Annotated in this window: 16 protein-coding genes and 1 tRNA gene; 14 read left to right on the top strand and 3 right to left on the bottom strand. The window is 68.8% G+C overall.

Features of this window, described 5'->3' with window-relative positions:
- Positions 1–25: 25 nt before the first annotated feature.
- The 3 genes from ACFQ46_RS08200 (at position 26) to ACFQ46_RS08190 (ending at position 4,628) form a co-directional block, all read left to right on the top strand.
- A complete protein-coding gene (locus ACFQ46_RS08200) occupies positions 26–1,000 on the top strand; it encodes a 4-(cytidine 5'-diphospho)-2-C-methyl-D-erythritol kinase (RefSeq protein WP_380258950.1) in 975 nt (324 codons plus the stop codon).
- The gene (locus tag ACFQ46_RS08195; protein WP_380258948.1) at positions 1,000–2,802 is read left to right on the top strand and encodes an ABC-F family ATP-binding cassette domain-containing protein; all 1,803 of its coding nucleotides are present in this window, start codon (positions 1,000–1,002) and stop codon (positions 2,800–2,802) included. Before ACFQ46_RS08200 ends, ACFQ46_RS08195 begins: the two co-directional genes overlap by 1 nt.
- Before the next feature lie 287 nt (positions 2,803–3,089).
- Entirely contained in the window at positions 3,090–4,628 is a 1,539-nt protein-coding gene (locus tag ACFQ46_RS08190; RefSeq protein ID WP_328292504.1) for a sugar transferase, read from the top strand.
- A gap of 20 nt (positions 4,629–4,648) precedes the next feature.
- Here the strand turns inward: ACFQ46_RS08190 and ACFQ46_RS08185 are convergent, their stop codons facing one another.
- Together ACFQ46_RS08185 and ACFQ46_RS08180 are read right to left on the bottom strand one after the other, a co-directional pair.
- Positions 4,649–5,143 (bottom strand): MarR family winged helix-turn-helix transcriptional regulator, encoded by a 495-nt coding sequence (locus ACFQ46_RS08185; protein ID WP_380259231.1) that lies wholly within the window; start codon positions 5,141–5,143, stop codon positions 4,649–4,651.
- Positions 5,144–5,168: 25 nt separating this feature from the next.
- Positions 5,169–5,807, bottom strand: a complete 639-nt coding sequence (locus ACFQ46_RS08180) for a TetR family transcriptional regulator (protein ID WP_380259230.1) — start codon at positions 5,805–5,807, stop codon at positions 5,169–5,171.
- 128 nt (positions 5,808–5,935) lie between these two features.
- Between ACFQ46_RS08180 and ACFQ46_RS08175 the strand changes: the two genes are divergently transcribed.
- The 5 genes from ACFQ46_RS08175 (at position 5,936) to pth (ending at position 9,999) form a co-directional block, all read left to right on the top strand.
- Positions 5,936–6,007, top strand: a tRNA-Gln gene (locus tag ACFQ46_RS08175).
- An 89-nt stretch (positions 6,008–6,096) separates the two neighbouring features.
- Positions 6,097–7,548, top strand: coding sequence for a bifunctional UDP-N-acetylglucosamine diphosphorylase/glucosamine-1-phosphate N-acetyltransferase GlmU (gene glmU, locus ACFQ46_RS08170; protein ID WP_380258946.1), 1,452 nt, complete (start codon positions 6,097–6,099; stop codon positions 7,546–7,548).
- Positions 7,545–8,522, top strand: coding sequence for a ribose-phosphate diphosphokinase (locus ACFQ46_RS08165; protein WP_328292500.1), 978 nt, complete (start codon positions 7,545–7,547; stop codon positions 8,520–8,522). Before glmU ends, ACFQ46_RS08165 begins: the two co-directional genes overlap by 4 nt.
- A 224-nt stretch (positions 8,523–8,746) precedes the next feature.
- Positions 8,747–9,376 carry a 50S ribosomal protein L25/general stress protein Ctc gene (locus ACFQ46_RS08160; RefSeq protein ID WP_380258944.1) on the top strand — a complete coding sequence of 210 codons (630 nt, stop codon included), beginning with the start codon at positions 8,747–8,749 and terminating at the stop codon, positions 9,374–9,376.
- Positions 9,377–9,402: 26 nt separating this feature from the next.
- Complete coding sequence (gene pth / locus ACFQ46_RS08155) at positions 9,403–9,999, top strand: aminoacyl-tRNA hydrolase (RefSeq protein WP_380258942.1); 597 nt, start codon at positions 9,403–9,405, stop codon at positions 9,997–9,999.
- Positions 10,000–10,009: 10 nt separating this feature from the next.
- On the opposite strand, the gene ACFQ46_RS08150 is transcribed toward pth, so the two are convergent.
- Positions 10,010–10,816: a glycosyltransferase gene (locus ACFQ46_RS08150; RefSeq protein WP_380258940.1), complete on the bottom strand. Its 807-nt coding sequence runs from the start codon at positions 10,814–10,816 to the stop codon at positions 10,010–10,012.
- A gap of 998 nt (positions 10,817–11,814) precedes the next feature.
- On the opposite strand from ACFQ46_RS08150, the gene ACFQ46_RS08145 reads away from it, so the two are divergent.
- Genes ACFQ46_RS08145 through ACFQ46_RS08120 form a run of 6 tightly spaced genes read left to right on the top strand, consistent with a single transcriptional unit; the run spans position 11,815 to position 19,869 of the window.
- Positions 11,815–12,828 carry a glycosyltransferase gene (locus ACFQ46_RS08145; RefSeq protein ID WP_380258938.1) on the top strand — a complete coding sequence of 338 codons (1,014 nt, stop codon included), beginning with the start codon at positions 11,815–11,817 and terminating at the stop codon, positions 12,826–12,828.
- A gap of 11 nt (positions 12,829–12,839) precedes the next feature.
- Positions 12,840–13,652 (top strand): glycosyltransferase, encoded by an 813-nt coding sequence (locus tag ACFQ46_RS08140; protein ID WP_380258936.1) that lies wholly within the window; start codon positions 12,840–12,842, stop codon positions 13,650–13,652.
- 10 nt (positions 13,653–13,662) lie between these two features.
- Positions 13,663–14,679 carry a glycosyltransferase gene (locus tag ACFQ46_RS08135; RefSeq protein WP_380258934.1) on the top strand — a complete coding sequence of 339 codons (1,017 nt, stop codon included), beginning with the start codon at positions 13,663–13,665 and terminating at the stop codon, positions 14,677–14,679.
- A 41-nt stretch (positions 14,680–14,720) separates the two neighbouring features.
- Entirely contained in the window at positions 14,721–16,073 is a 1,353-nt protein-coding gene (locus ACFQ46_RS08130) for a lipid II flippase MurJ (RefSeq protein ID WP_380258932.1), read from the top strand.
- Positions 16,070–17,209, top strand: coding sequence for a glycosyltransferase (locus ACFQ46_RS08125; RefSeq protein ID WP_380258930.1), 1,140 nt, complete (start codon positions 16,070–16,072; stop codon positions 17,207–17,209). Before ACFQ46_RS08130 ends, ACFQ46_RS08125 begins: the two co-directional genes overlap by 4 nt.
- A complete protein-coding gene (locus ACFQ46_RS08120; RefSeq protein ID WP_380258928.1) occupies positions 17,206–19,869 on the top strand; it encodes an O-antigen ligase family protein in 2,664 nt (887 codons plus the stop codon). Before ACFQ46_RS08125 ends, ACFQ46_RS08120 begins: the two co-directional genes overlap by 4 nt.
- The last annotated feature ends 254 nt before the right edge of the window (positions 19,870–20,123 follow it).

Here is a 20,123-nt window from a genome sequence, read left to right as displayed (position 1 = left end):
CCCGGACACCGTAGGGTCGGACCTCGTGTCCGGCAGTCCCCGCAACGCACCCCCCGAGCTCCCCTCGGTCACCGTGCGTGCCCCCGCGAAGGTCAACCTGCTCCTGCAGGTCGGCCCCCGACGCGACGACGGCTTCCACGACCTCGTCACGGTCTTCCAGGCCGTCTCGCTGCACGAGGAGGTGACCGTCACCCCCGCCGAGGAGTTCGCCGTCACCGTCGAGGGCGTGGGCGGCACCGACGTCGGCGGCGTGCCGCTGGACGACACCAACCTCGCGGTGCGGGCCGCGCGACTGCTGGCCGAGCGTGCCGGCGTCACCGGGGCGGTCCACCTGCACGTGCGCAAGGAGGTCCCGGTCGCCGGCGGCATGGCCGGGGGCTCCGCCGACGCCGCCGCGGCCCTGGTGGCCTGCGACGCGCTGTGGCGGTTGCGCTCCGGCCTCGACGCGCTCGCCGAACTCGGCGCCGAACTCGGGTCCGACGTCCCCTTCGGCCTGCACGGTCGCACCGCCGTCGGCACCGGCCGGGGCGAACACCTCGTCCCCGTCCTGACCAACGCCTCCTTCGCCTGGGTCTTCGTCCTCGGCGAGGAGGGGTTGTCCACCCCCACCGTCTTCGCCGAGTGCGACCGGCAGCGCGCGAGCGGGTACGAACCCCGCCCCGGCCGGCTCGAGGCCGTCGAGACGGCGCTGCGCAGCGGCGACGCCGACGCCCTCGGGGCGGCGCTGTCCAACGACCTGCAGGACGCCGCCTTCGCCCTGGCCCCCGGTCTCGCCGCGACGATCGCCGTCGGCCGTCGCGCCGGGGCGCTCGCCGGGATCGTCTCCGGGTCCGGACCCACCGTCGCCCTCCTCGCCCCCTCGGCCCCCGCCGCCCGCCGGCTCGCGCTCGACCTCGCCCCCGTCTTCGGGACCGAGCGTCTGCGCACCGCCACCGGACCGGTCCCCGGCGCCCGGGTCCTCGAAGCCGTCTCCACACCCACTCCCGGAGGGAGGTCCTGATGGCCAACCTCATCAGCGCCGAACAACTCACCGTCGTCCACGGCTCACGCACCCTGCTGGACGGGGTGTCGCTGGGGGTCTCCGACGGGGACCGCATCGGCGTCGTCGGCCGCAACGGCGACGGCAAGTCGACCCTGCTGCGCCTGCTCGCGAAGTCCCAGGAGGCCGACGGCGGTCGCGTCACCCACACCGGGGGGCTGCGGATGGGGATGCTGTCCCAGACCGACACCCTCGCGCCGGGGGCCACCGTCCGCGAGGCCGTCCTGGGCGACCAGCCGGCCCACGCCTGGGCCTCGCAGTCGCGCATCCGCGACGTCGTCGCCGGGCTGCTGGGCGACCTCGAGGCATCCGACGTCGGGGGCCTGGAGGCCGTCGTCTCCACGCTGTCCGGGGGGCAGCGCCGTCGCGTCGCGCTCGCCGCGCTGCTCGCCGACGACCACGACCTCGTCGTCCTCGACGAACCGACCAACCACCTCGACGTCGAGGGCGTGGCCTGGCTGGCCGAGCACCTGCGCACCCGCTGGCCGCTCGGGTCCGGCGCGCTGCTGGTCGTCACCCACGACCGGTGGTTCCTCGACGCCGTCTGCGAGCGCGTCTGGGAGGTCCACGACGGGGTCGTCGACCCCTACGAGGGCGGGTACGCCGCCTACGTCCTGACCCGGGCCGAACGCTCCCGCGTCGCCGCCGTGACGGAGGAGCGCCGGCAGAACCTGCTGCGCAAGGAACTCGCGTGGCTGCGCCGCGGGGCCCCGGCCCGCACGAGCAAACCGCGCTTCCGCATCGACGCCGCCAACGCCCTCATCGAGGACGTCCCGCCGCTGCGCGACAGCGTCGAGCTCGCGAAGATGGCCACCACCCGCCTCGGCAAGGACGTCGTCGACCTCGAGGACGTCACGCTCGCCTTCCGCGGCAAGACGCTGCTCGACAAGGTGACCTGGCGGTTGGGGCCGGGGGACCGGATCGGGATCGTCGGCGTCAACGGCGCCGGGAAGTCCTCGCTGCTGCGCCTGGTCAACGACACGCTGGAACCGGACTCCGGGCGGGTGAAGCGCGGGTCGACCGTCGTCGTCGCCACGCTCACCCAGGAGGTGCTCGAGCTCGACGAGGTCGGCGAGCTGCGGGCCCTGGAAGCCGTGGACAAGGTCGCCAGCCACGTCCGCCTCGGGGACCGCGACGTGCCGGCGGGACAGCTGCTGGAGCGGCTCGGGTTCACGGCCCAGCGGGCCTGGACCCGCGTCGACGACCTCTCCGGCGGTGAACGTCGTCGCCTGCAGCTGCTGCGGCTGCTGATGGCCGAGCCGAACGTGCTGCTGCTGGACGAGCCGACGAACGACCTCGACACCGACACCCTGGCCGCCGTCGAGGACCTCCTCGACGGGTGGCCGGGCACGCTCGTCGTCGTCAGCCACGACCGGTACCTGCTCGAGCGGATCACCGACCGCCAGGTGGCGCTGCTGGGCGACGGGGCCGTGCGCGACCTGCCGAACGGGGTGGAGGAGTACCTGCAGCGCCGTGCCGTGCTGAAGGCCGCGGGCCAGGCTCGACCTGCACCTCAGACCCAGGGTGCGGCGGTGACCGTCGTCGACGGGGCCGCCGTGCGGGCCGCGCGCAAGGAGATGGGCCGCATCGAACGGCAGCTGCAGAAGCTCGACCGGCGTGAGGTGGAGCTGCACGCGCAGATGGTCGAGAAGGCCACCGACGTGGCCGCGGTGACCACGCTGGACGCCGAGCTGCGCTCCCTGAGCGCGGAGCGGGAGCACCTCGAGGAGAGCTGGCTGGAGGCCTCCGAGCTGGCGGAGTGACGCGCTGCGGGGCCGGCGAGCGTTTCGATCACCGACAGTTGCGTCTGGTGACCATTGCGTCGAACGGGTGACGCCAACCGGACGATTCCTGCACCAGGACGGTGACGCGACCTGCCATCCCTTGCGTCGTTCGGGTGGCTCTCCCCTACTCTGTGCCACGCACCGGTAGTCCACACGTGGGGGCGTCGACCGCCGGTGACGCGCCTGGCGATCAGGTGCGACGTACCAGTCCAGGGGGGACTTTGAGCATCAGCGACGTACCCGGCACCAGAACGTCACCGGGGGAGTTGGACGACCAGCTCCTCGGGACCTCGCCGGCGGACGACCTGTCCGATCCCGTCCGGCGTGAACGTCTGCTCGTCCCTCGTCAGCGGAACACCTTCGGCTTCGCCGAACGCACACCCGCCTGGCAGCGCACCTACGTCCAGAAGATCATCGCCGTCGACGCGCTGGCCGCCGCGTTCGCCGCCTTCGTCGGCTTCTTCGCCCGGTTCAACGACAGTCCCGCCAACCTCGCCACGACCTCCGGTCGGGCCGTCGTGGCCTGCGCGGTCCTGCTGCCCGTCCTCTGGGTCGTGGCCATGGGCGCCCTGCGCACCTACGAACCCCGCTTCCTGGGGGTCGGCTCCGAGGAGTTCCACCGCGTCCTGACGGCCGCGCTGGCCTTCGTCGCCCTCGTCGGGACGAGCTCGTGGGCCTTCGGCCTCGAGATCGCCCGCGGCTACGTCGTCGTCGCCTTCCCCATCGCGACGCTCCTCACGCTCATCGGCCGCTACGCGCTGCGCCAGCAGCTGCACGCCGCGCGCACCCGCGGTGAGGCCGGTCAGACCGTCGTCGCCGTCGGCCACCGCGCCGGCGTCGCGGCGATGGCCCGCCAGCTGCACCGCGCCAGCTACCACGGCATGCGGATCGTCGGGGCCTGCGTCCCGGGCGGCCAGGGCAGCGCCGCCGACGACGCCGAGCTCACCGAGCTGGGCATCCCGGTCATCGGCAGCCTCGACGACGTCCGGCACGCCGTCACCAGCGTGGACGCCGACGTCGTCCTCGTCACCGCCTCGCCCGAGCTCGACGGCCCGGGTCTGCGCCGCCTCGGCTGGGAGCTGGAGGCCACCCGCGCCGACCTCGTCGTGGCTCCCGCCCTGACCGAGGTCATCGGCCCGCGCGTCGCCATCCGGCCCGTCTGCGGCCTGCCGCTGCTGCACGTTGAGCGCCCCGAGCTCGAGGGTGTGCGCCGACTGGCGAAGACCACCGTGGACCGCGTCTCGGCCGCCACCGCGCTCGTCGTGCTCAGCCCGCTGATCCTGGTCCTCGCCCTGGCCATCAAGCTCGACAGCCGTGGCCCGGTGTTCTTCAAGCAGCAGCGCGTCGGCAAGGACGGCAAGACCTTCCCGATGATGAAGTTCCGCTCGATGGTCACCGACGCGGAGAAGCTGCTCATCGACCTGCGCGAATCCACCGACGGCAACGGCGTGCTCTTCAAGATGAAGGTCGACCCGCGGATCACCCGCATCGGCCGTGTCCTGCGCCGCTACTCCATCGACGAGCTCCCGCAGCTCATCAACGTCGTCCGCGGCGAGATGTCCCTGGTGGGCCCGCGCCCGCCGCTGCAGAAGGAGGTCGACGAGTACGGCTACGACATGCGTCGCCGCCTGCTGGTCAAGCCCGGTCTGACCGGTCTGTGGCAGATCAACGGCCGCTCCGACCTGGACTGGGACGAGTCGGTGCGCCTCGACGTCCGCTACGTGGAGAACTGGTCCTTCACGTTCGACTTCATGATCCTGTGGAAGACCGCCGGAGCCGTGCTCCGCGGTCGTGGGGCCTACTGAGCGCCTCGCTCACCGGAAGCTCACTCGAAGGGCGCCGACACCCGCCGCAGCAACGTGGCGAGTGCCCGGCGCTCTTCGCGTGGCAGCACGTCCAGCATGTGGTGCTCGGCGTCGACGAGGTCGGCCAGCGCGGCGTCGACGACGGCCGAACCGGCCGAGGTGAGCCGGACCCGGACGCTGCGCCGGTCGTCGGGGTCCGGTCGGCGCTCGACCAGACCCCGCGAGGTCAGCCGGTCGACGCGGTTGGTCATCGTGCCGCTCGTCACGAGGGTCTCCACCAGCAGCTGACCCGGGGACAGCTCGTGCGGGTGGCCGGCCCGGCGCAGGGCCGCGAGGACGTCGAACTCCCACGTCTCGAGCTCGTGGGCGCTGAAGGCGTTGCGACGCAACCTGTCCAGGTGGCGGGCCAGGCGCGCGACCCGGGAGAGGACCTCGAGGGGCTCGACGTCCAGCTGCGGGGCCTCGCGCCGCCAGGCGGCGACGATCAGGTCGACCTCGTCCGAGCTCCGCGTCAGGTCCTGCGTCGCGTCCGCACCCCGGTCAGGCGAGGTCACGGGGCGCCTCCTCCGGCTCGGCCGGTCGCGAGCGGGACGAGAGCCGCGGTTCGGCCTCCAGACCGGTCAGCCCGTTCCAGGCGAGGTTCACCAGGTGCGCGGCGACCTCCTCCTTGTCCGGCTCCCGGGTGTCCAGCCACCACTGGCCGGTCATCGCGACCATCCCCACCAGCATCTGGGCGTACATCCCGGAACGCTCCGGGGAGTACCCGCGCGCGGCGAACGCGTCGACCAGCAGGTGCTCGACCTGACGGGCGATGTCGGAGATGAGACTGGCGAAGCTCCCCGTCGCCTGGGTGACGGGGGAGTCGCGGACCAGGATGCGGAAGCCGTCGGTGGAGCCCTCGATGTAGTCGAGCAGCGCGATCGTCGCCCGTTCCAGCAGCGTGCGCGGGCTGCCGCGACCGGACAGGGACCGGGTGATCGCACCGAGCAGAGCGGCGATCTCGCGGTCCACGACGACCGCGTAGAGGCCTTCCTTGCCCCCGAAGTGCTCGTAGACCACCGGTTTCGACACGCCCGCCGCGGCCGCGATCTCCTCGACCGAGGTCCCCTCGACGCCCTTGGCGGCGAAGAGCGCCCGACCGACCCCGATGAGCTGCTCGCGACGTTCGCCACCGGTCATGCGGGACCGGGATCGTCCGCTGGGGGCTGGCGTCACGGGCCCATCCTGCCCTGCTGGGCCGAAGGGGTGGTCGCACGGGTGCGGACCGCGAGCCCGTGGAGGACTGGCATCATGGTCCGCGACAGCTGTCCCGGGTGGTGTAACGGCAGCACGGCGGGTTTTGGTCTCGTCCAGTAGGGGTTCGAATCCTCTCCCGGGAGCTCGTGCGGGTGTCCGTCGCAACCTGCAGGGGCCGATATCCTCGGCACCGTCCGCCGACGTCACCCCAGCCGCGAGGAGCGCGCCCCGCGTGACCACCCAGCCCGCCGCCGTCATCGTCCTCGCCGCGGGTGAGGGCACCCGGATGAAGTCGGCCACCCCGAAGGTCCTGCACCCCCTCGGCGGACGTCCCCTCGTCGGCCACGCCCTGCGCGCCGCGCGGTCCACCGGCCCCGGGCACCTCGTGCTCGTGCTGCGCCACCAGGCCGAGCGGGTCCGCGCGGCGCTCGCCGAAGACTTCCCCGAGGCGCGGGTCGCCCTGCAGGACGAGGTCCCCGGCACCGGCCGCGCCGTCCAGTGCGGGCTCGACGCCCTCCCCGACGACCTCACCGGCACCGTCCTGGTCACCTACGGCGACGTGCCGCTGCTGTCGGGGGAGACCCTGGAGCGGCTCACCCGGGTCCACACCGAGGGCGCCAACGCCATGACCGTCCTCACCGCCCTGCTGGGCGACCCCACCGGCTACGGCCGGGTGCTGCGCGACGAGACCGGCGTCAGCGCCATCGTCGAGCAGAAGGACGCCACCGAGGACCAGCGGGCCGTGCGCGAGGTGAACTCCGGCGTGTACGCCTTCGAGGTCACCGCGCTGCGGGCCGCGCTCGCCGGGGTCGGCCGCGACAACGCCGCCGGCGAGGTCTACCTGACCGACGTCCTCGCGCTCATCCGCTCCGCCGGCGGCCGCGTCGAGGCCCTCGCCCTCGAGGACGAGTGGGAGATCCGCGGGGTCAACGACCGCGTCCAGCTCGCCGACCTCGCCGCCGAGGCCAACCGCCGGACGCTGCGGCGCTGGATGCTCGCCGGCGTCACGATCGTGGACCCGTCGACCACCTGGATCGACGCCGACGTCACCCTCGAGCCCGACGTGACGATCCGCCCCGGCGTGCAGCTGCACGGGAGCACCCGCGTCGCCACGGGCGCCGTCGTCGGCCCCGACTGCACCCTCACCGACGTCGAGGTCGGCGCCGGCGCGGTGCTCGAACGCACCCACGGCTCCTCGGCCGTCATCGGTGCGGGCGCCCAGGTCGGTCCCTTCGCCTACCTCCGCCCGGGCACGCACCTGGGTGCGGACGGCAAGATCGGCACCTTCGTCGAGACGAAGAACGCCACCATCGGCCGGGGCTCGAAGGTGCCGCACCTGTCCTACGTCGGCGACGCGACGATCGGCGAGCACTCCAACATCGGGGCCGCGTCCGTCTTCGTGAACTACGACGGGGTCCGCAAGGCCCACACCACCGTCGGTGACCACGTGCGGATGGGCTCGGACAACATGTACGTCGCTCCCGTCACCGTCGGCGACGGCGCCTACTCCGGGGCCGGCACCGTGATCCGCAAGGACGTCCCCGCCGGGGCGCTCGCGATCAACGTGGCTCCCCAGCGCAACATGGAGGGCTGGACCCTCTCCAGGCGCCCAGGAACTCCCGCGGCCGAAGCGGCGCAGCGGGCGAACGAGCAGAGCAGCACGGACAGGGAGAGCCAGTCATGACCGGTATCACCACCACGGGCGAGAAGCGGATGGTGCTCATCTCCGGGCGAGCGCACCCGGAACTCGCGGAGGAGGTGTCGGCCGCACTCGGTGCCGAACTCGTCCCGACCAGCGCCTACGACTTCGCCAACTCCGAGATCTACGTCCGCTTCGAGGAGAGCGTCCGCGGCTCCGACGCGTTCGTCATCCAGAGCCACACCTCGAACGTCAACCAGTGGATCATGGAACACCTGATCATGGTCGACGCGCTGAAGCGGGCCTCCGCCAAGCGGATCACCGTCGTCGCGCCGTTCTACGGCTACGCCCGCCAGGACAAGAAGGGCCGCGGCCGCGAGCCGATCTCGGCCCGTCTCATCGCCGACATGTTCAAGACCGCCGGGGCGGACCGCCTCATGTCCGTCGACCTGCACACCGCGCAGATCCAGGGCTTCTTCGACGGTCCCGTCGACCACCTGTGGGCGCTGCCGCTGCTCGCCGACCACGTCGGCAAGCGCGTCGACCGCTCCAACATCACCATCGTGTCCCCGGACGCCGGCCGCGTGCGCGTCGCCGACCTGTGGTCGGACCGCCTGGGCGCCCCGCTGGCGATCATCCACAAGCGTCGCGACCCGAACGTGCCGAACCAGGTGAAGGTGCACGAGGTGGTCGGTGACGTCGAGGGCCGCACCTGCGTGCTCGTCGACGACCTCATCGACACCGCCGGGACCATCGTCCAGGCCGCCGAGGCCCTCATGGCCAACGGCGCCGCCGACGTCATCGCGACCGCGACGCACGCCGTGCTCTCGGGCCCGGCGATCGACCGGCTGAAGAACTCGCCGATCTCCGAGCTGGTCGTGACCAACACGCTGCCGATCTCGGAGTCCCAGCAGTTCCCGCAGCTGACCGTGCTGAGCATCGCCCCGCTGCTGGCCCGCGCGATCCGCGAGGTCTTCGACGACGGGTCGGTCACGTCGCTCTTCGACGGCCACAGCTGACGTCCGCGGGGTGGGATCGTTGCCTCCACGGTGTCGTCCAGCGGGACCGTGGAGGCAACGATCCCACCGCCGCGCGCCGAGGCCGCCGTCGACCGGTTAGACTGGTCGGCGGTTGCCTCGGCGAGGGTGACGCGTGAGCGTCACCGTGATCGACGCGGTGGATGAGTCGTTGTTCTCTCCCGGGGCCTGTGCACGCACCAGACCTGAGATCGAGGAGCCCCACCATGGCCGAGACCAAGCTCACCGCCGAGACCCGCACCAGCTTCGGCAAGGGTGCCGCCCGCACCATCCGCCGCGCCAACCGCATCCCCGCGGTCGTCTACGGCCACGGCGAAGCGCCGATCCACGTGTCCCTGCCGGGCCACGACACCATGATCGCGCTGCGCAGCGCCAACGTGCTGCTCGACATCGACCTCGACGGCACCTCGCACCTGACCCTGCCGAAGGACGTCCAGCGCGACCCGATCAAGGGCTTCATCGAGCACGTCGACCTCCTCGTCGTGCGTCGTGGCGAGAAGGTCACCGTCGACGTCCCCCTGCACGTCGAGGGCGAAGCCGCGCCGGAGACCGTCGTCCAGCAGGAGCTCACGACCCTCTCGGTCGAGGCGGACGCCGCGAACATCCCGACCGCCGTGGTCGCCAACGTCGAGGGCCTCACCGCCGGCTCGCACGTCGCCGCCTCCCAGGTCACCCTGCCCGAGGGCACGACCCTCGCGGGTGACCCCGAGCAGCTCGTGGTGGTCATCACCGCCGTCGCGACCGCCGCGCAGGCCGAGGCCGAGCTCGAAGCCCTCGAGGCCGACGCCGGCATCGTGCGTGAGGAGCACACTCCGGTCGAGGGCGAAGAGGCCTGAGACTCGACTGCTGAAGGATCGCTCCCGTGAGTGACGTCTGGCTCGTCGTCGGCCTGGGCAACCCCGGCGCCGAGTACGAGCGCACCCGGCACAACGTCGGTCAGATGGTGCTCGACGAGCTGGCGTCACGCACGCGGGTGTCCTTCAAGAAGCACCGTTCCGGGGCCAGGGTCGCCGAGGTCCGCCTCGGCGTCCTGCCCGGTGGTGCGCCGGGGCCGCGGGTCGTCCTCGCGGCCCCGACCTCCTACATGAACGTCTCCGGTGGCCCCGTCGCCGGACTGGCGAAGTACTTCGACGTCGACGTCGAGCACCTCGTCGTCGTGCACGACGAGCTGGACATCCCGTTCGGCTCCGTCCGCCTCAAGCGCGGCGGGGGAGAGGGCGGCCACAACGGGCTGCGCTCGATCTCGAAGTCGCTGGGGGACAAGGACTACGCCCGGGTGCGCGTCGGCATCGGCCGTCCGCCCGGTCGCCAGGACCCGGCCGACTTCGTGCTGAAGGAGTTCGCCACCACGGAGAAGAAGGACCTGCCCTTCCTGGTGATGGACGCCGCCGACGCGGTCGAGAAGCTCGTCGCCGAAGGACTCGAGGCGGCGCAGCAGAAGTTCCACGCCCCCGCCTGAGCGGGCGGGGTCAGCCGCGGCTCGGCCGTGGACGGTCGAAACGGTCCCTGACCATCCGGTAGTGGTCGTGCAGGCGGACCTTCAGACCCTCCGGCGGTTCGGGGTTCTCGTAGACCTCGGTCCGCCAGTTCGCCCCGTACTTGCGGCGCAGTCCGGTGCGCATCTCGGAGGCGGCGTACCACCGGTAGTTCGACATCGTCGCCTTGGCCGTCGTGCCCCGCGCGTGGGTGAGGTACGCCCGCCGGGTGACGACGTTCTTGCCCCCCGCACGGGTGTTCCGGATGACGTAGTCGGTCATCCCACCCCAGCCGCGACGGGCGAAGTTGCGCTCGTCCAGCGGGCCGAGTTCACGCCACCGGGACGCCGTCACCGCGAAGCAGGTGCCGTCGATGATGCCGGCCTCCACCTCTTCGGACGCAGGCGTGAAGTCCTGCGGGGCTCCCTTGAAGTAGCTGTTCTGCGGGCTGTAGACGTCGTCGTACGAGGGGGCGACCAAGTCGCCGGGACGGGCTTCCAGGGCGGTGAGGAGGCCGGAGAAGAAGTTCTCGCTCAGTCGGATGTCGTTGTTGAGGGCGACCAGGCTCGTGCTCCCCCGCTCGAGGGCGTGCTCCATGCCGAGGTTCGTCCCGCGCAACCAGCCCAGGTTCTCGCCCGGCGTCAGCACGACGCAGTCGGGGAACTCCGCGGGATCCAGATCACCGCCGTTGTCGACGATCACCACTTGCACGAGTTCGGATTCACGGCGGCAATCAGCGACAGCTTGTCTGGTGACGTCCTGCTTGTGGAAGACGGGCATGACAACTGCGGCTCGCTGCATGTTCGAGTCCTTTGAGTTACTTGAGGCAAGATCTGGTGACCCAACGTGGTCATGCTAGGTGGCGGTCCTCAAGATCCGCAAGAATCCTCCCGCAGCGAGGTGGCGGTCCAGGAGAACGTGCGGGCCGGCAGGGAATTTCGGTCACCGTGACGTCCTAGAACCAGCACACCGGGACGAGGCCGAGGTCAGCGGCGCGCTGCTGGCAGAGTCGCAGAGCGCCGATGGCGTCGGTGACGCCGGTGGCGTTCCCCTCGCCGGCGGTCACCCCGAAGGCAGTGGTGAGCTGGGCGAGGGGAGCAGGGTCCGCCGTCGGCGGTGCTGAGCTCCGTGCCGTCCAGCCACGTCGAGTACGCGACGGTCTCAGCGCGACAGGTCATGAAGCACCGGAAGTCCAGACTCTTCCTCACCTCGGGGGAACGGGTTGAGTGACGGGACAGCGCCGCGGCCATGGCGCCCTCGCATCCCCGGTTCGGACCCCGCCAGGCTGCTTCTCGTCGTCGTCGTCACCGGCGTGGGTGAAGTTGGTACGCCCGGGGAGCTTCCGTGCCGGGTCGCTGCTGCTCGTCGCCATCGGTGTCGTCGTCGTACGTCGTGACCTGCGCCCGCTCTCGCCGGTGGCGCGTGAGTGGTTGTGACTCATCATGGGGATGGACCGTTGAGCCGGGTGATCTTGCGCACGGTAGGCGGAGCAGCAAGCTTGTAGCTGCTGAATCAAAGCAGAGAGTGTCCTCTTGATTTCGTTACGTTATTTCATTAGGCCATTTCGGTGTACATGTGTCTTGGCTGTGCGTTTTCGGGTCGCGTTCAACTAACCTCACGCCGACCGCTCGTGCTCACGTGAGCGGGTTCATTGCGGACTCTCCTTCTGAGGGATGAGCCCTGAGTCACTGACAAATCACAGAAAGTTACTAGGATCCGCCAGTCGAGCAGCTCCGAACACGGGGTGTGAGAAGCCGTCCTACGACGGCTCGCCCGATGACGAGGAAGTGAAGAGGGCCGTGCTGACAGAACTCCCCTTCTCCGTACCCGAAAGGCGTGTTGGATGGTCTGCACGGCGCCCGCTCTTGGTGGCCTCATCCGGCGGTCACCTGGTCGAGCTCGTTGAGATCGCCTCGCGACTCCCCACGCTCGCCGACGCTGTCTGGCTCACCCCGACCACTCCGCAGAGCCGTGAACTCCTTCGCGGTGCACAGCACCTGGACGTGCCGAACGTGAAACCCCGAGACCTACGGGGTATGCGTCGAACGGCGCTCGTGGCGCGTCAAGTCCTGCGAACTGCACAGATCGACCTGGTGGTGAGCACCGGCGCAGGCATCGCGCTCGCGGTTCTGCCCCAGGCCGTGCTACGCGGTATCGAGACGCACTACGTCGAGAGTGCTGCGCGCGTGAACCAGCCAAGCCTGACCGGTCGCTTGCTGGTCGCGGTCCCCGGAGTCAAGATGTGGACGCAGTACCCTGAGAACACGACGAAGCGACGGTCGTATCTGGGATCGCTGTTTGAACACTTCGAAGTAGTTGCGCGCGACGTCGATCCGTCCAGGCCCCTTCGCATCGTGGTGACCCTTGGGACGATGCATCGCTTCAGTTTTCACCGACTCGTGACCAGACTGTTGAATGTCTTACCGGAGGGGTCGGAGGTGTTGTGGCAGTACGGATCTGCAGATGCGCGTGACCTCGGGATCGCTGATCCGCATGCTTGGGTCTCGCCGGTCGACTTGACTGCTGCGATGGAGTCGGCCGATGTCGTGGTCGCGCACGCGGGGGTCGGATCGGCCTTGGCCGCCATGCGTGCCGGTGCCTTTCCCATCCTGGTTCCTCGTCGGGTCGAGTTCGGTGAGCACATCGATGACCATCAGGTGCAGATCGGTACGCATTTCGCGGCCCGTGGCCTGGCCTTCAGCGTGGCAGTGTCCGATGTGACTCCGGAACTCGTCCACGCAGCGCGTCATCTGGCACTGCGTCGAGCGCGAACCGAACTCGGGGCATTGAGCCTGGCGGAGGTCGGGCCGTGAGACGAGCAGGAATGGCCGACATCCAGCACGTGGTGCTGACACGGTACAACCTCCCGATCCCCGGTAGCATCCGGGGTCTAGATCCTGAGTGGCTCGAAACGAGGTTGGAGCTCTTCCGCAGGTTCTGCGTACCGTCAGTGCTTTCCCAGCGCGAACAGCGGTTCACTTGGCTCGTTCTCATGGATTCACGGACGCCGCCCCCAGCCATCTCGGCGGTGGAGACGCTTCTTCCTCGCGGGTCTCGAGTGTTGTTGCTCGACGCACCGCTCGACGACTCGCCGCTGCACGAGAAGTTGATCGGCGTCGGATTCAGTCCGGAACTACCTCTCCTGAGTTCGCGTCTGGACAACGACGACTGCCTGGGTAGGAACTACACGCGGCTGGTCCGCGCCGCCGCCATCCGGTCGGGGGGGGCTGTCGCGGTGGCGATCAACCTTCCCCTTGGTGTGCAGGTCCAAGCCGGGCGCGCCTACGGACTCGTGGACTTCGACAACCCGTTCGTGAGTCTCCTGGAGACAGTTGCTCCTTGGCGTACTGTGCTTGCCGTCTCGCATCGCGAGGTTCGACGGCTGGGGCCATTGCGTCAGGTCGTTCGCCCTGCTGAATGGATGCAGGTCGTCCACCAGGACAACCTCGACAACCTCGTGCGGGGAGTTCGGATTCCCAGGAAGATCGCGCTCCCGATGTTCACGCCACCCGTTCGTCCGACCCTCCCCGCTGGGGAGCAGACCGTAGAGGTTGTCACCGATGCCTTCCGAGGAATCGTCCGTGTGGCACGACGAGGTGTCCGAAGAGTGCGCAGCGGATCCGGGGACTGCAGGTGAGTCCGGACCCTTGTTCTCGATCCTCTGCGCGACGCACGACCAGGCAGACTTCCTGCCGGACATGTTGAGCAGCGTGTTGAACCAGACCCGTGAGGACTGGGAGCTCGTGATCGTCGACGACGGCTCGACTGACGGGACTGGAGAGGTCCTCCGCTCGTGGCGAGCGGCGCTTCCACCCAGGGTCCGTGAGCGGATCACGGTCGTGAGAACTGAGCAGGGCGGCCAGTCAGCCGCCTACGAACTTGGTTTCGAGCGAACACGCGGGCAGTGGATCTGTCTGCTCGATTCCGACGACGCCTTCCAGCCGCACAAGCTCGAAACCGTGGCGCAGGCGGTTTGCGGCCGCGACGACATCGGTCTGGTGCAGCACCCCCTCATCGTGATCGACGCTGCGGGACGACCCACGGGGGAGATGAGGCCACAGGCGGCGAGCCTTTCGAGCGGCGATCTTCGGCACGAGATGCGCAGGGACGCCCGCCACGTGGCTCCTGGTGCCTCCGGTCTCGTCGTCCGTCGTTCGGTGTTCGAGCGGCTCGTCCCGTTTCCGACAAAGGCTTTTCGGTTCGCTGCCGATGCTTACATCTCCTTTGGCGCCACTGCGCTTGTCCCGGTGCTTTCCCTCAACCATCCGCTCGCCCTCTACCGGATGCAGCCTGGAGGCCAGTACCTTCGTCGCATGCTCGACGCCGATGGCTTGGCGCAGCAGGTCACGTTCCAGGAAGTGGTGGCCGCGCACTTCGGGCTGAGCGACGCCGCGCGTCGAAACTCGTTCTTTTGCCGCAACGCCTACGCAGCAGATCGCCTGGGGGGTGGTCATGAGAGATGGGAACTCCTCGCCAGGCTGCTGCGGGCCACCGCTGGTGACCGACACTTCTCGAGGAGTCGCAAAGTCGTCTTGATGGGGATCTGGACGTTCTCCGCGATGCTGCCCCGCCCGGGCTTCGCCCGACTCTGGCGCTCGTTCCAGATGCGCCAGACCGGGTGGCGTCGGATCCTCGCGACACGTTCTGCCGGTAGTGCCTCGTGAACCGACTACTCGGGCGGTCTCCGGGTCGAGGGTTGCGGCGGGTGGGAGCAGCTACGGCAGGGACCCTCGTCGGGAATGCCCTGAGTCTCCTACTGCCCTTCGTCATCACATCTTGGTACGCTGCGGGGCCGACGACGGACGCCTACTTCTTCGCCCTCGGTGCGATCCTGTTGTTGAACGTCACGTTGAGTGCCGCGGTGGAAGCGGGGACGACACCACAGATCGCCGTTCTTCTGCGGACCTCTCCCGACGATGTTCCCTCCTTCGTCCGACGGACCCAAGCCGTCGCGACGACGTTGTGCGGTCTTCTGACGCTCCTGGCCATCACGGTGGTCATCACGGTGCTGCTCCCCGCATCCGGGTTCACGCCGGGGCAGCTGCACGACGTGAACGTGATTCTGCTGCTGCTGAGTCCGCTACCGCCACTCATCACCTGGAACGCCGTCAACAGCGGCACCTTCTACGCCTTCGGCTCGTTCGGACTGCCGACCGCCAGTGTGGGCATGCGCACCCTCGTCGCCCTGATCTCGGGATTCTTCCTGCGCCAGGAGATCGGGATCGTCGCGGTCCCGGTGGGTCTGGTGGTGGGGGAGTTGGGTCGACTCGTCGTCCTCGAGCTCCGGGCGCGTTCTCTCCTGGGTGATCGGCCAGGGGACGGTCGTCGACCGAGTCACTCCACGTCGGTCCCCTCGCAGCGTCAGTTTTGGAGATCAGCTGGCCCACAGGCGGTTTCGACGTCACTGGGGGCCTTGAGCCCCTTCGTCGACAAAACCATCGCCATCGGCCTCGGCGCCGCCGCGATCACGACCGTCGAGTTGAGTCAGCGCATGGTCTACACGCCGATCCTCTTCCTCCTGTCAGGGGTCGGTCTCGTGCTGGGATCGCGGTGGGCCGGCCACGCGGCCGAGCAGAATTGGAATGATCTGCGAGTCGAGCACCTTCGCGCCCGACGTGTGGTCCTGGTCGTCGGAGGGGGAGTCGTGCTCGTAGCGGTTCCTCTCGTCTTCGTGTTCCGGCCTCTCATGAGTTCCGCGCTCTCCTTGGACGATCCTTCGATCTTGGCGTGGACCTTCACGACCGCTGCCCTGGGGATTCCGTTCGCGCTGGCAACACAGGTCTGCGTCCGGGTTCTGCTGGCGGTTCGCTCGACGCGGTGGATGCCACTGGTGACCGTGCTCGGGATCTCCCTCAACCTGGTCCTCGACCTGCTGCTGGTGCGCTTGCTGGGGGTGCCCGGGATCGGCTTGGCGACGGCTGCGGTGAATGTCCTGAATTGGATCGCTTATGGAGCCATCGCCGACCGGGCCCTCCGGTCTCGTCTCGGCTCCGTTGGGGCTGCCGAGTTCCCCGTCGACGCCTCTGGCGACCTCTCCCGTGAGGAGACCTCTTCGTGAGTGGCGGCCCGATTGCCTTGTGGAAGACGACGCTCCTTCCTCGTTCGGAAACGTTCGTTCGCACCCAGGGGGAGAGCCTGACGCGCTACCAGCCGCATTACGTCGGACTGACGGATGCTCGTGAGCTCGAACTGCCTGCCGATCGAACACTTCTGCTGGACCGACTTCACCGGCGTCCGCGACTCGCGGTGGCGGCGGCCAAAGTGACTGGGACTTCGGCTTTGCTGTCGGCCGAACTGGTGAAGAGACGTGTCGTCCTTCTGCACGCCCACTTCGGTACCGAGGCGTGGCGCGGACTGCAGTTGGCTCGTCGAGTCGGCGTACCGCTGGTCGTGACGTTCCACGGTGCTGACGCGACCACGAACGACCGTGCGCTGCGACGGATGAGCGCGAGCGGTCGTGAGTACGTGCGTCATCGCGCCACGATCTTTCGCGAGGCGGCTCTCTGCATCGCTGTGTCCGACTTCATCGCAGAACGGGTCGTGGCCGCGGGATGCCCACCGGAGAAGATTCGTAGCCACCAAGTTGGTGTCGACTTCTCCGCCTTCGCTTCGCCGGGACACGAACGGCTCCGAGCAGGCGTCCTCTTCGTGGGTCGACTCGTGGAGAAGAAGGGAGTCGCATACTTGCTCGAGGCTCTCGCGCTCCTGCGCGCGAGGGGTTGCGAGGTGTCGGCGGTCATCGCGGGGGACGGTCCCGACAAGGCTCAGCTCCAGGCGTTCGCCGAACGCCATTGCCCCACGGTGCTCTTCGTCGGCAGCTTGAGCCATGAGGATGTGCGGGCACACATGCAGCGCGCCAGCGTCCTCGTGGTGCCGAGCGTCCAAGCCCGCAACGGGGATTCAGAAGGCCTACCGACCGTCATCCGGGAGGCTCAGGCTGCGGGGCTTCCGGTCGTGGCCAGCCGGAGTGCGGGAGCGCCGGAGGCCATCGAGGACGGGATCACCGGGATCCTCGTCGACCCCCATGACGTGGTTGGGCTCGCGAGATCGATCCATCGAGTGGTCACGTCACCTCGCCTCCAGGACACACTCCGTCGGCGTGCGATGGACGCCGCGAGGGCGCACGACATCACCCACCAGGGGAACCTCCTCGAGTCCTTGTACGACCGTGTCCTCGCGGAGCACCTGTCGTGACTGCCGCGACCCCGTTGACGCGGAGGATCGCCGCCAGACAACGCAGCGCAAGCCTCTACGCCGGGATGGTCCTTCTTCTGCTGACCGGAGCCGTCGTGGTCTTGGCAGCGCAGCCGACACCGTTCTTCGACATCAACGCGGTCGCCCCGAGCGATACCCGGTTGCAGCTCGTGTTTCTCGGTACCTACGCAGTGATGGCGTGCGCCCTGGCGCCCCGATTGCCGGTCGCGCTCGAGATCGCCGCGAGGGATCCGGCGCTCGTTGCGCTCTTAGTCTTCGTCCTGGCCAGTTCCGCCTGGTCCGCAGATCCGGCGCTTTCGATTCGCAGAGGCGTGGCGGTGGTCCTCACCGCGACCTTCGGTCTGCATCTGGCTACGAGGTTCTCCTTTGCACAAGTCCTGCGCCTCTTGGTGCTCGTCCTCGGGGCGACCATGGTCTTGAGCGTCCTGACCATCTGGCTGCTGCCGGAATGGGGAACGTCCGCCCTCGGCTGGCGCGGTGTGTTCCTGTTCAAGAACAACCTGGGTCGCTTCGCGGGCTTGACCGCGGTAGCAGCTCTGGTTCTGGCGGGTGCCGATGGCGTGGTGAAGCGACAGCGCGTCGTCCTCCAACTGCTGGCTTTCGTCTCCGTAGTGCTCTTGGTGGGTTCGCAGGCACGGAGCGCCTTGGTCGTCTTCGTGATGTGTCTTGTCGGATTGTGGCTCTTCCCGAATCGGCGACGTCGTCCTGGTGTCACCCCGTCCATCGCGGTCGCTTTCGTAGCGGTGCTGTTGGTGGCCTATCTCGTCGGGCTCCGCCCGGCCGTCGTCCTGTCGCTCCTGGGGAAGGACTCCAGTCTCACGGGGCGTACTCCTCTGTGGCACTACGTGGTGCAGAGCATCGAAATGCATCCTTGGGTGGGTTTCGGATTCAGCGGCTTCTGGGGAGGTGCCGACGCTCCCAGCGCAGCGGTGTGGGCGCACATCTCGTGGCTGCCGCGACACGCGCACAACGGGATTCTCGACCTGTGGCTCGACCTGGGTGCCGTCGGTGTGCTGCTCTTGCTGGTCAGCCTCGGCACGACTGTGGTTGCTGCTGTCCGGGCCTACCAAGCCGGCGAGACTTCCATCGCCCGCTTCGGGATCGTGGTGGTGGTGTTCCTGCTGGCGAGTTCGTCGACGGAAAGCATCTTCCTCAAGTCCAACGTCATCTTCACGACTCTCGCGGCCTACACGTCGTTCGCGGTGAGGGACGCAATGCACAAGCGTCGCTCCGCCTCGTCGACAACGCGCCTCGGCGTCCTTCCTCCTACCACTGTCCAAGGAGTTCCTGTGCAGTTCTACCGTATGGCTCTGCGCCGCCACTGGCGGCTGATCGTTCTGCTGACGGGGGGCGGGATGGTGACGGCTTTCGTGTTCGCTGGTCTGTCACGGCCTGCGTATCAGGCTGAAGCTCAGCTCTTCGTCGGCACGACGAGCAACAGTGCGGACAGTGCGGGTCTGAACCAGAGTGGGCAGTTCGCGCAGCAGCGTGTGAAGTCGTACGTCGAACTGGTGAGCTCACCGCGGGTGCTCGAGCCAGTGATCAGTCGACTGGGGTTGCCCTTGACCGTCAACGAGTTCGCCGGGCGGGTCGAGGCGAGCGCTCCCCTGGACACGGTACTCATCAACGTTCGCGTCACCGATGCGGATCCGCAGCTCGCGGCGGAGGCGGCGAACCTCATCGCCGATCAGTTCGCCGAACTCGCCCCTCAGCTCGAGACCGAGCGATCGGGGGAGGCCTCTCCGGTGGCCGTCACCCTCGCCCGGCCGGCGACGGTGCCGACCTCTCCCATCGGAGAGAGCAGGCCGGAACTCCTCGTGCTCGGGGCACTCGCGGGCCTGGCGCTGGGGCTCGCCGGTGCTTTCACCAGACTGGCTTGGCGGGTCGGCTACACCGACGAGGACCAGATCAGGGATGGCGTCGGTCTGGAGGTCCTGCAGGAGGTCGACGCGTGTCTCCTCCGGGACGAGGACAGCCCTCAGGGTTACGCGGCTGCAGCCACCTACCGCTTCCTCATGACCCGACTTCAGGCGGCTGCCCCGGATCGTGCCGGGCGCGCCATCCTCGTGGTGACGGCCGACCAGACCCTCGACACCACGTCGATCACCGCAGGACTGGTCAGGCTTGCGGACGCCGCGCACAGTCGGGTTGTGGCGGTGGACGCCGACGTCGCTGCGGGTCGTCTCTCGCAGGTGCTCGCCATCGAGGCGAGTGGCAACCTCGCACAGGTCTTCGGGAACACCGCTGGTTTTCGCCGCGAGTCGACGGCCTCCGTCGAAGTGGTCGGGGCGGGAGCTCAGGAGGACGACAGATTGTTCCTGCCGTCCGCCGGTACCCTGCGGTCGCGCCTCCAGTCGCTGAGCGGTCCAGAGGACCGCCTCACTTTCGTGAACGGTCCAGCAGTGCTCGAGAACGCGGACGCATTGATGTGGGCCCAGGTCGTGGAGCAAACCGTCCTGGTGATCGGTGAAGGCACGCCGAGGCGCGACGTGGAACGTGCCGTCCGTCTGCTGCGGTCCACGTCCACGAGTCTCATGGGCGTCGTTGTCGTCCGCGGTCGACGTCCCGGAGTCCTGTCACGTGCGACGAGACGGCGAGCTGTGTCCCCTGAGCATCGAAACCTTGTCGGCCAGCCGTGAGCACCGGACGGCCGTCGCATCGCGCTTGGCGACGCTCACCAGCCTTCGCACACTTGCCGCCGCCAGGGTCTTCCTCCCTCCTTCGGTGAGCAACCGTGACAACTCCAGCGGGGTGGCCTGACCGATGAATTCAGCTCTGTGAGTCAATCCGTCGTTCAACGTCGGGGTCTTCGTGACCGGGTGGTCATCGCTGCGGAGGTTCGCCGAGCCGTGAGCTTGGCAGGTGGAGTCAACACCGCGCTCGTTCTGCTCGC

The sequence above is a fragment of the Kineococcus sp. GCM10028916 genome (assembly GCF_042674865.1).
GTDB lineage: Bacteria > Actinomycetota > Actinomycetes > Actinomycetales > Kineococcaceae > Kineococcus.
This window is presented reverse-complemented; position numbering and strand designations above follow the sequence as displayed.